Annotated in this window: 10 protein-coding genes; 1 reads left to right on the plus strand and 9 read right to left on the minus strand. The window is 45.6% G+C overall.

The window, feature by feature from the left end; translation table 11 throughout:
• Positions 1-347: 347 nt before the first annotated feature.
• From M9196_RS20720 to M9196_RS20755, 8 genes are all read right to left on the minus strand, one after another.
• Positions 348-1,694 (minus strand): NCS2 family permease, encoded by a 1,347-nt coding sequence (locus M9196_RS20720; protein WP_250619400.1) that lies wholly within the window; start codon positions 1,692-1,694, stop codon positions 348-350.
• 329 nt (positions 1,695-2,023) lie between these two features.
• Positions 2,024-3,037 (minus strand): CobW family GTP-binding protein, encoded by a 1,014-nt coding sequence (locus M9196_RS20725; protein ID WP_250619401.1) that lies wholly within the window; start codon positions 3,035-3,037, stop codon positions 2,024-2,026.
• The gene (locus tag M9196_RS20730; protein ID WP_250619402.1) at positions 3,027-3,587 is read right to left on the minus strand and encodes an LbetaH domain-containing protein; all 561 of its coding nucleotides are present in this window, start codon (positions 3,585-3,587) and stop codon (positions 3,027-3,029) included. The genes M9196_RS20725 and M9196_RS20730 overlap by 11 nt, the downstream gene beginning before the upstream one ends.
• A 98-nt stretch (positions 3,588-3,685) precedes the next feature.
• Positions 3,686-4,141, minus strand: coding sequence for a Fur family transcriptional regulator (locus M9196_RS20735; RefSeq protein ID WP_250619403.1), 456 nt, complete (start codon positions 4,139-4,141; stop codon positions 3,686-3,688).
• Between the two features lie 5 nt (positions 4,142-4,146).
• Positions 4,147-4,839, minus strand: coding sequence for a DUF1826 domain-containing protein (locus M9196_RS20740; RefSeq protein ID WP_406707704.1), 693 nt, complete (start codon positions 4,837-4,839; stop codon positions 4,147-4,149).
• Positions 4,836-6,041, minus strand: coding sequence for a zinc metallochaperone GTPase ZigA (gene zigA / locus M9196_RS20745; RefSeq protein WP_250619404.1), 1,206 nt, complete (start codon positions 6,039-6,041; stop codon positions 4,836-4,838). The genes M9196_RS20740 and zigA overlap by 4 nt, the downstream gene beginning before the upstream one ends.
• A 303-nt stretch (positions 6,042-6,344) precedes the next feature.
• Positions 6,345-7,688: a TldD/PmbA family protein gene (locus tag M9196_RS20750; RefSeq protein WP_250619453.1), complete on the minus strand. Its 1,344-nt coding sequence runs from the start codon at positions 7,686-7,688 to the stop codon at positions 6,345-6,347.
• A 29-nt stretch (positions 7,689-7,717) separates the two neighbouring features.
• Positions 7,718-9,103, minus strand: a complete 1,386-nt coding sequence (locus M9196_RS20755) for a TldD/PmbA family protein (protein ID WP_250619405.1) — start codon at positions 9,101-9,103, stop codon at positions 7,718-7,720.
• Positions 9,104-9,586: 483 nt separating this feature from the next.
• Between M9196_RS20755 and M9196_RS20760 the strand changes: the two genes are divergently transcribed.
• Positions 9,587-9,964: a DUF805 domain-containing protein gene (locus tag M9196_RS20760; RefSeq protein WP_250619406.1), complete on the plus strand. Its 378-nt coding sequence runs from the start codon at positions 9,587-9,589 to the stop codon at positions 9,962-9,964.
• 92 nt (positions 9,965-10,056) lie between these two features.
• Here the strand turns inward: M9196_RS20760 and M9196_RS20765 are convergent, their stop codons facing one another.
• Entirely contained in the window at positions 10,057-11,877 is a 1,821-nt protein-coding gene (locus M9196_RS20765; RefSeq protein WP_284677248.1) for a PhoX family protein, read from the minus strand.
• Between the last annotated feature and the right edge of the window lie 112 nt (positions 11,878-11,989).

The raw sequence follows: 11,989 nt of genomic DNA on the forward strand, positions 1-11,989 counted from the left end.
ACAATCTACTTTCCTTTGCTTCTCACGTACCTCACATAGCCGTCACCCTCACGAAAGTGAGGATCTCCGACCGCGTGTAGATAACTGAAAATCATCGACTAAGTCACGTAACTCGGCTTTGCAGCGCGCTGAATGAGATTTCCTTTTCCAAGGGAATGACGGTAATTTTTGGGATGGCCTGCAACACGAAATGGGACATAAACGAGTTAGTTTCCATTACCTCCTTAATATGGCGTTTTCGTCATATCAACCATCCTTTCAAAACACAGACATCTTATTCAGTGATACACAAAAAAATACCCAGTCAATTGACTGGGTATTTAAACTAAATTTGCTGATAGGAGACGTTAGATTGCCCAACCACCTGCATAGAAAACAACTAACACTAGGGTAATAAGCACAATACCCAGATTCAGTTTCTTCCATTCACCAGAGAAAAGACGGCCAACAACAAGGCACAAGAAACCTAGCATGATGCCTGTTACGATGTTACCGGTTAGAACAATGAATACCGCACAAACCAAACCCGATAATGCATCAACTGAATCATCAAAATTCAGTTTACGTACGTTACCTAGCATCAGTAAACCCACGTACATTAACGCTGGTGCTGTTGCGTATGCAGGCACTAAATAACTAATCGGCGCTAAAAATAATAGAAACAGGAACAGCACACCCACCACTACAGCGGTAAGACCCGTTTTACCACCAGCCGCAGTACCCGCTGCTGATTCAATATAAACGGCCGCCGGCGCACCACCCACCGCACCAGAAACAATACTCGACACAGAATCTGAGGTTAGCGCTTTACCGCCATCAATAATATTGCCGTCTTTATCAAGCAGATTGGCTTGACCCGCCACCGCTCGAATAGTACCAGTGGCATCAAAAATAGCGGTCATGACCAAGGCCAATACACTCGGTAAAACGATTGGATTGAGCGCCCCCATGATGTCCATCGTCCCCATCAGAGAGCCCTCACCACCAATGCTAGGTAACGCGAAAAATCCCTGATATTGCACAGCAGGATCAAAAATCAGACCGAACACAGAAATCGCAACTATAACAAAGAGAATGCCACCAGGAACCTGACGCTTTTCAAGTCCAAAAATAGCGGCAAGACCCAGCATAGACATGATCACAGGAAACGATGTGAACTCACCTAACGTGACTGGTAATCCTTCTACCGGGTTTTTGATGACAAGACCTACACCGCTCGCGGCGATCAATAAAAGAAATAAACCAATACCAATACCCGTACCGTGAGCAATGCCTTCAGGAAGGTTAGTTAGAATCCATTGGCGCACGCCCGTCACGGTAATGGCGGTAAAAATAACCCCCATTAAAAATACGGCACCTAAAGCAACCGGTATTGAAACGCCCTGCCCCAACACCAAGCTAAACGCGGTAAACGCCGTTAACGAGATAGCACAACCAATGGCCATTGGTAAGTTCGCCCAAAACCCCATCAACATTGAACCAAAAGCAGCCACTAAACACGTGGCGATAAACACAGAGCCTTGGTCAAAACCCGCAACACCAAGCATGCTAGGGACAACGATAACCGAATATACCATTGCCAAAAATGTCGTTAGACCTGCAACAACCTCTTGACGAACGTTACTTCCGCGTTGTGAAATCAAAAAGAAGTTATTGAGCCAACTACCCGGTGCAGTTGCTGTATTCTCGGTCATGCCTATTCCTCGTTTCTATTGGGTCCCAGCCATTCAATAAAGACCCAACAAAATATTAGTTAAAATTTAAGTGGCGAGAAAATACACGTAAACGTTTGCTTGCGCAATAGGTAGAATCGAAGGTTTCATCTTTGATAGGAAAAAGCAGGATAGTATTACCCATATATGCCAAGGATTGTTTGCTAAGAGCGAGTCTATTAACACTTTCTTTCGAAGGAAATGTTGAGCTGTGATTGACATAACGCTCAAGCCTACACGGCTAAATATGAACACCAACGAGAAGGTACACGCAGCGTCAAGCTGGCAGTACAAACCGTTGGTAATCGACGTCATTGATGCAATGGGCTCACCACACATTGCATTAGCTGATTTTCTAACGCTGTATCCACCTCGCTAGAAATCACCTCAATCCGGCTCTCAACAGTCTCGTTTAATTCCATTTCGGTGAGTCCGTCTTCGGTCATGTTGTAGCCAAATATGCCATCTTCTGTAATGAATACCGCTTTCATTCTTTCGACATCAAGCCCGACCAGAAGGTTAATTAATCGCTGACGGTCAAAGTGTTTATTGGGTGAAAATCGCCAGCCAACACTTTCAAACCCCTCCCCTTGATTGGTTGCTTTGATAATACCACTTTCAGGCATCGGTAATTCAGAGGCGAGTGGCTTACTGTGCCCATGGTGGTGATTATGTGGTGGATGCTCATGGATACTAGTATCACCCTCAAAATCTGAGAATGGAATCGCACCATGTTGTGCAAACATCACCTTAGTCATCGGGCGACCAACGGCTGCAACGTACGCTTGCAGTTTTTCCGCATCGCCTTGTTGATAGAGATCGGTTTTGTTACCCACGACGGTATCGGCAATTGCAATCTGCTGATTGAACGTTTCATTACTGGTATAGCGGCTATCGGATAACTTACGCGCATCCACTAAAGTAATGTTCTTTTGTAATGATAAGATCTGCCGATAGTGGTCTGTTGATAGCACTTGCAACACTTCTTTAGGGTGGCCAAGTCCCGTTGGCTCTATCAATAAACGGTCTGGTCGAGCTTCTGACAATAATTGATTAAGCGCAATTTGCATCGGCAAGCCCGCCGCGCAGCACATACACCCTCCGGGAACTTCACGAATGAAAACGCGCTGCTCTGGGTTTTTCTGTCCCTGCAGTAAACTGCCATCAACCCCTATTTCGCCGAACTCATTAACCAGTATTGCCCAACGTTCGTGCTCAGGCTTGTGTTCCATTAATTTAACGATGGCCGATGTTTTTCCAACGCCAAGAAAGCCAGTAATGATATTTGTCGGCACCGCTAAAATCGGCGTTTTATCAGAGCTCATTGGCGATTCTCCTGTAACCTTTAACGAGAGTATGGTTAGCGGAAACGACAGATTCAGAAAAGGCGGAGTACTCCGGTGGGACTTTAGAGATACTGTTTAAATCAAAGCCCGCGCCAATATTTGTCATCGGTGGGACATGAAAATGCTCTGGTAGGTCTAGCCCATCCACCACACAGTTATGGCGGATCACGCAACCACTACCAATGACCGCATTAAACACCACAGAATTAAAACCAATAAACACATCATCACGAACTTCACAGGGGCCATGAATAATAGAACGATGCGCAATGGATGAGCGTTCGCCGATGGTGACCGCCGCCCCCGATTTTGAGTGAATCACCACACCATCTTGAATATTGGTATCTCGTTTTATTACAATCGCGTCCATCTCCCCCTGCTCGTTAACCTCATCTGCACGAATAACGGCATAAGGTCCAATGAAAACGTTCGCTTCAATGATCACTTTTCCGCAAATAATCGCGGTCGGATCGATAAATGCGGATTCTGACACCTCGGGTAAGTGTCCGGTTGGGTTTCTTCTTATCATAGTAATTTTGTCGTTGTTAGGGGATAAATGAAAAGCATACTGCCAACTGACGAGCATTGGATAGTAAAGGACCTATTAACACTCATTATTTAGAGCGCTCATTGTTTCGCACAGTCATCACACAAACAGTTAATCTCAATTTGCGGACTGACAACGGTAAACCCTTCTTGCCTTGCTTGAGATTGAAGGCCATTTATTGTCGCAGAATCAATTGTTTGCTCGCTAATTTTCTCGCATTTTGAGCAAATTAAAAACTGCGCAATACCATGCTCGTGATCGCAAAGGATGTGGGAGCAAACAATATATTTATTGGACACTTTTAGTTTATGAGCTAATTGTTCACTCTCTAAAAAATCCAAAATTCGATAAACCGACATCGCTTGAATGTTTTCAGCCAAATGCTCCTTACAATAATCCACCAATTCGTAAGCAGACAGGGCTTTATTAGCGTGAACCAAAGCTTGCAGCACGAGTTTTCGTTTAGACGTTAACTGTTTTCCTCTCGCCTTACAGGTTCGCTCTACATGTTCAATGATGCCGTCAATATCTCTCATTTTCGCTACCTCAAGTCTAACGTTAGTAGCAATCGACGTTGTTCTGGTGTTGCTTCTGGCGATCGATGTACCAGCCCAGAGTCTTCATTGCCTTCCCAACCGCTTCCTTTCAATAAGGCAACATCGCCGCGTTCTATCTGATTGATAACATTTGAACCTTGATACAAACCTGATTGGTGATCTGGCAAACCAGCACCGCCCGCCCCTAATTTACGACGATCAACCTCTTCGTTGCGCAGCCACTGGGTTGCCGCGCCTGCATAAGTTGTGACTAAGCGGCATGGCAAATGATCAACGTGAAACTTAGGGCACATTGGGCTATCGAGTGTGGTTAGTCGCAGCCCCGCTTCGTTAACGTCGAAAAGACAACAAAACATATCAACAATTAACGCAATATCCTGACTCAGTTCTTCCGCGCATGCATGATCCGCCAATTTGTTTCGAAGCAACGTAGCAGTATTGTCTGGCGTCACCGTTTGTACCACAGATAACGCGGCGCCTTGCTTGAGCATTTCATCAATCGACTGAATTAACGTTGCGGGTAGAGAACGCTGCCAAACCGCGAGGTTATGGTCTTGTTTATAAATATCAGAAAGAACAGTTGGCTGCGGCGCTTTCGCTAGTGAAGACGTTACAGCAACGACATTCACTGCCTCTAAAGTACTAACGGTGTTTAGACTCATGGTGCTTATACTCATACTTCTGCCTCCCAGCTAGGAAACGGATCCGATAGCGTCAACCAATAATCTTCTCCGGCCGACAATTCTTGTTCATTTAACAAACACTCATCGAGCGCTTGAATCATTGCGGCTTGATCAAGACCCTGACCAATAAACACTAATTCCTGTCGCATATCACCAAAGGGTTCTACCCAACTTTGTTGAATGTCTTCAAGTATCTCAGGATCCATCGGCCATTGATTTTTAGGCGTCGCTTTCCAAAACAACCCTGCAAAACCGTGGTTACCAATGCCTCCTGCTTGGCTCCATTGCCCCGCAAACTCTGGACGAGAAGCTAACCAAAAGTAACCTTTAGATCGAATGAGCTTGCCAAATCGTTCTGTATCATGAAGAAAATCATGGAATTTTTCTGGATGAAATGGACGGCGAGCTCGATAGCTAAAACTACCAATACCGTACTCTTCCGTTTCAGGTATATGTTCACCTCTTAGCTCTTTTAGCCAACCAGGTGCAGATTGTGCCTGCTCAAAATCAAACCGACCGGTATTCAACACCTCGCCTATATCGACCTTGCCATTGCAAATTGGAATGATACGAGCTCTAGTGTTTAACATGGTTAGGATTGCAGTGAGTCTTGAGACATCGTCTTCAGAAACAAGATCGGCTTTACTAATTAGCAATACATCAGCAAATTCGACCTGTTCAATAAGTAGATCGGTGACACTGCGTTCATCGTCTTCACCAAGGTGCTGCTCTGTTTCTTGTAGATCCTGTGCAGCTTCATAGTCATGTAAGAAGTTAACCGCATCGACCACCGTGACCATAGTGTCTAATGTCGCGATATCAGAAAGAGACTCACCGTCGCCATCTGTAAAGGTAAATGTTTCGGCCACAGGAAGCGGCTCTGCAATCCCTGTAGATTCAATAACGAGATTATCGAACCGTCCCTCTTTCGCAAGGCGACTCACCTCGAGCAACAAATCTTCGCGCAAAGTACAACAGATGCATCCGTTACTCATCTCCACCAATTTCTCTTGTTGGTAGTCCAGTGAAACTTCATTCTTAACCGTTGCGGAGTCGATATTGATTTCACTCATATCATTAACAATCACAGCGACTCGCTTGCCTTGACGATTATTAAGGATATGACTAAGAACCGTTGTTTTACCGGCTCCAAGAAAGCCAGACAATACGGTGACAGAGATTTTTTTCTGATTCATATTTCTCTCATAATCCAACGGGTGCCAAACGTCCAAGCGCACCAACGCTAACTAAATATTATAGTTATGTTATAACATAACAGTTGGTTTGCCAATTGTGATTTTTAGAAGGTGTCTGGGTGAGTTTGATAAGTTGAATGCTCATTCAAAACAAAAACTGGTGGGGTAAAGCGAAGAGAATTAGCAGGCAGAATTAATCTCAACAATAAAAAAGGGACTCAATCGAGTCCCTTAACGTCTTTAATATCATGCGATAAGTCTTTAATATCACGTGATAAGTCACTAATATCACGCGATAAGCCGCTATTTACCGCCAATACTCAAGCGAGCAAAACGGATATCAGGCGCAAAGAAGGTACGGCTATCGTTGATAAGCTGAATCTCCCCTACCGCTTCGACTTCTTGCAACATCTTGTAGAAGTTACCCGCAACCGTAATACCACGTACTGGCTGAATGCGTTGCCCATCTCGGCATAAGAAACCACTTGCGCCAAATGAGAAATCACCACTGACCGCATCGGCTCCTGAATGTACACCTTGCAACTCAACAAGCTCCAAATATTCGCCTGCTTTCACCTCTGATGCACTGCTACTGCCTGATGCAATAAGCTTATGATTGGCGGACACATCTAAGCTCGACTTCGCCCCACGCGACGCACTTGCGGTTGACGCCGCACCTAGGTAACTCGCCGTTTGGCTATTATGCAGTAACGTATTGAGCCTACCATCGGCGATAAGGACGTTATCTTGAGTGGCAAACCCTTCACTATCAAACGCGGCAATGGCCATACCATTTGCCATATACGCAGCATCGGTGAACGTAATCAACTCGCTCGCCACATGCTGCCCAAGCTTATCGGCGAGTGGTGTAATCCCTTTCACCGCGCTGACACCGGAAAACGCACTGCCAAAAGCACTAAATAGACTGCTTAACGCATTAACGTTGAAAATTGCAGAGTAATTGCCCGTAGCAACAGGAGCGCCTTCAAGTAAATCCCGAGCAAGGTTATAGCCCTCGTCAATGCAGAATGCAGCGTCTAAGTCTTCAAAACGACGACCTACCGACACCTTACCTGCCATGGACTGTTTACCCTCTTTTTCAAAGAGCGTATAGGCATAGCAACTAAATGACCGTTCGAAGTGCTGACACATTGTTCCTTGAGTGTTGGCAATGATTAGCTGGGCTTCTCCGTCACTGTAGCCGTTGTAAGGTGAGCTGGTTGCATAAGGAAGTGCGACAACCCCTTGCTCCAGTGCTAACGACAAAGCGATTTTTTCATCCACTGACGCAGTATCCAGTTGAGCAATTTCTGCGATATCCGTTGTAATGGTGCTATTAACGCAGCGAATACTTTGATGCTCATCTTGCTTAGAGAAACGCGCACTTTGTAAGGCGTTCGTTAGCATTAGATCTAGGCTTGGCTGCTCTAGAGACTCAGAATAACTGGTTGCTACACGAGCATCTTTTACCACTCGAACCCCCAGCACTTGGCTAGAGCTCACTTTATACTCATCTAACTGACCTTGGTTTGCTTTAAGAGAAAAGCTACTATTGCGATTAACAATCACATCGGCTTCTGCGCCTTGACGTTTCGCTTCAGATAGAACGTAATCAATTGAATTGACGATTTTTTGTTGTTGGCTCATCCGTTCTTGACTCATTAGTTCTTGACTCATTAGTTGCCACCTCCTACCAAGATATTATCGACTTTCAGCGAAGGCTGACCTACCGTCGTCGGTACCGCACCACTCACAGAACCACACATACCTGGCGCAAGGGCCATGTCTGTGCCGACCATGCTAATTTCTTGCAGTACTTTGGGTCCGGTGCTAATCAGTGTTGCCGTTTTTAGTGGCTTGGTAATTTTGCCATTTTCGATCAAATACGCTTCGCGAACAGCAAAGTTAAATTCCCCTGTGCCCGGTTGAACGGAGCCGCCACCCATCTTTTTGGCATAAATACCGCGCTCTATACCGGCCAGCATATCGTCTAATGAATGTTTGCCTTCTTCAATGAAGGTATTGCGCATCCGTGATGTGGGTGCGAACTTGTAATTTTGTCGGCGTCCAGAGCCTGTAGGCTCGTAGCCCGTCTTCATCCCACCCATTCTATCGACCATAAAACTGCTGAGCTGACCGTCTTTAATGAGTTGGGTACGCTGCGTTGGCATGCCTTCATCGTCAATGTGAATGGAACCCCATTCGTTGGTCATCGTGCCATCATCAACGGCATTAACCGCGGTGTTAGCGATCATTTCACCCATCTTGTCATGGAATACTGAGGCCTTTTTCGCAACTGACGTGGTTTCAAGCAAATGCCCACACGCCTCATGGAAAATAACACCGCCAAATCCATTGCCAATGACCACTGGCATTTCTCCAGATGGACACGCATCAGCCCCTAATTTAACCAACGCTTGCTGAGCGATCGTTTTACCTAACTCATTCGCATCCAATTGCTCGCTATACTCCCAACCAGCTAACGCGCCAGGGCCTTCCATACCAGAAGATTGCTCGCTGCCCTTCTGTGCAACGGTATTACCTGCAATTCGAATGTAATGACGAGTATCATCGACATGCAGGCCGTCAGAGTTAAAGATAGACACCTGTTGCTCACGCTGTAGCACGCTGCCAATAAATTGGCTGATGTATTCACTTTCGGAGCGAGCTGCTTGGTCTATGTTAAGAAGGAACTCAATTTTTGAGTCTAGATTCGCGTCTTTCCCTAAAGGTAGACGGCAACGATGTTGAAGTGGATAGCGGTTTAGGTTCAAGGTACCCGCAGAGGCGATTTGATCGCGTTTATCTTTTGCAGCCAGCAGCGACGTAACGCGTTTTAATTCCGCTTCATCCGTACTGTTCGTGTAACCATATAGCACTTTGTGACCGAAAAAAAGACGGATACCAATACCAAAATCGATACCTGAATTGACTTTGTCCACTTCGCTTGACGAAATTTGGACCGTGTTAGTTTGATGGTGTTCAACGAATAACTCGGCGAAGTCAGCCCCCAAAAAAAGTGCATGATCGATCACCGCTTTCGCTGTTGCAGAATTAAGCATTAACTCTCCTTGCTCGTTGAGCGTCTGAACTCACTTCAATACTAATTGATACCGCCTAGAGATGACTGGCTTCAATTACGTTAAGTGTAAACCTATAAGAATTAAGCAAACCTTACCATTTTTATGTCGCGAGCACCCTCTTCAATTTTTAACGCAACACGATTCCCCCACGCAGCCGTATAGGGGAAAACATAGCAAACGCAGGACGTTGCAAATAAAATGTGACATCTACGCCCTTTGTCCCACACAAAACAAATCTCATCCACCAATCAGACTCATGGCAGGGAGACTCATCTATATTTGAACTTATATTATACTTTGTGAATGCACACGGCCCACTAATGAATGGTAGGGACGGATTAGCGAAACGGCTCAAATAAGCTAGCGGCTAGCAAAATATCGTCAGAAATACGTTTCAAATCGGATCCATGCTGACAAACCGGATCCGCCTTTTAAGTCTCATAATCACACCAAGGAGTTTGCATGCCAAACCATTACATGTTCAATAACTACGTTGATGTACTCAAAAATAACTATATGAATTTCAAAGGAAGGTCGACCCGAAAACAGTATTGGAGTTATATCTTAGTTAGCTTCGTTGTCGCTTTGGTTTTGAACATCATTGACCGAATAATAGGGAGTGGAAGTGATCAATTTGGTCTTTTCGGGACATTTTATTCATTAGCTGTGCTGCTTCCAACGCTAGCTGCTGGTTGCAGAAGACTCCATGATACCGGACGAAGTGGATACTGGTTGTTTCTTTACCTCATTCCGTTGATCGGAGCTTTGGTGTTGTTAGTTTTTTTCATTTTCCAAAGTGATCACGATAATGAATACGGACTAGCGCCTCGTTCAGTATGAGTGCACATAACGAAAAAGAGACGCTCATAGCGTCCCTTTTAATCTTCTAGCTCGCTAACTAACTGGCTAACTAACTGGCCAGCTACTAACGACTAAGCACCTATCACGCCACCATCTTTACGCGTAATCATCATGACTGAGGAGCGTGGCACGGTGTTACCTCCATCAGGAAAATGTGAAGGAGCTAAATCTTCGCCCGGATGTTGAACACCCACAAACATGGTTTTATGATCTGGTGAAAAAGTCAGACCAGTAATTTCACAGGCGATTGGACCGGTCAAAAATCGGCGAATCTCACCCGTTTGCGGATCACTACACAGCATCTGATTATTTCCCATACCAGCAAAGTCACCTTTGTTGGAGTATTTGCCATCCGTCTGAATCCACAAACGTCCTGCCATATCGAAGCCAATACCATCTGGGCTATTAAACATATTGTCTTTGTTTATGTTGTCGCTACCTGCCATTAGACCCGATTGATGCACTTCCGGATTGCCTGCCAAGACATAAATATCCCACTCAAAACCTTCTGATGCATGGTCGCCGTTCATTGGGTTCCAACGCACAATGTGCCCATATGGGTTTTTCTCTCGTGGGTTCACCACATTAATTGGTTGCGACGCATCAACGCCACGGTTCTTGTTGTTGGTCAACGTGCAGAAGACCGACTTATTAATTGGATGAACCGCGACCCACTCTGGGCGATCCATCGTTGTTGCGCCTACTTGCGTCGCCGCCATGCGCGCAAAGATCATGACTGATGCGGCATCAGGAAATCCATTCTCTGGCGTAAGTCCGTTTTTGCCCCAAGTGAGCTCTAACCACTGCCCTTTTCCATTGAGTTCGCCTTCTGTGCCTTCAAATTTAGCCACGTATAATGTCCCGTCTTCGAGTAGGTCTCGGTTGGAATCTGAGCCCGGCACATACTTATTCTTTGAAACAAACTTATAAAGGTGTTCGCCACGCTCATCGTCACCAAGATAAACCACAGCGTGTCCATCATCATTAATCGTAAGCGCGGCATTTTCGTGCTTAAAACGCCCAAGCGCACTGCGCTTCTTAGGGGTTGAATTAGGATTCATAGGATCAATTTCAACCACCCAACCGTGGCGATGCGGTTCATTGGGCTCTTGTGCCATATCAAAGCGGGTATCGTACTTGTACCAATCGTAGCCTCGGTCTTTCTTGCCTAGACCATAACGCTGATTACTTTCTGACAACGGATTATCGGATGTATCTGCAAAATAACCGTTAAAATTCTCTTCACACGTTAGGTACGTGCCCCACGGTGTTTGCCCGTTCGCACAGTTGTTAAAAGTACCCAGTATGACCTTGCCAGACTTATCTGCGTTGGTTTTTAATAGATCGTGTCCTGCAGCGACTCCAGTCATCTCCATTTCAGTCAACGCTGTGACTCGTCGATTTAAACGCCCTTCAATATTGACTTGCCACTGACCATTATTCTTCTTCAGTTCAACCACTGAAACACCGTGAGCGGCTTGCCCCTTGCGTACGTCGTCTGCAGAAATGTTCTTACCTTGATGCTGATACAAGTACTCATTATTGGTGTACTCGTTGTTCACCGCAAGAACCGCGCGATCATCTGAAATCAGAAAGAAAGTCATGCCGTCGTTGTTGTCACCAAACTGCATTTCTTGCGCTTTGGCGTCATTCGACTGACTAAAGGCTGGCGCCCCCTTCTTAATCGCGTCACCCCATGAGATTAATACATCGGCTTGATAGCCCTCAGGCACCTCTATTGTATCGGCAGTAGAAATGGCGATCGCGTCAAAACCCAATAACGCTGACTGACTTGGTTTGGTGCTCGCGATAGCTTGGCTAACGGGACTTGCTGCAAAAAAACCAACCGTGCCAGCCGCACCCGTTGCCTTTAAAAAACGTCGACGAGACATTGCTGCATCAACAAATTTATTGAATTCAGGTTCACAATCTAACGGACGCTGGTCATGGTTTTGGTCAAATAGCTTCACAGTGACTTCCTTTCTATTGAAGAAAAGGCCATTC

It is taken from the genome of Vibrio methylphosphonaticus, assembly GCF_023634655.1.
Taxonomy (GTDB): domain Bacteria; phylum Pseudomonadota; class Gammaproteobacteria; order Enterobacterales; family Vibrionaceae; genus Vibrio; species Vibrio methylphosphonaticus.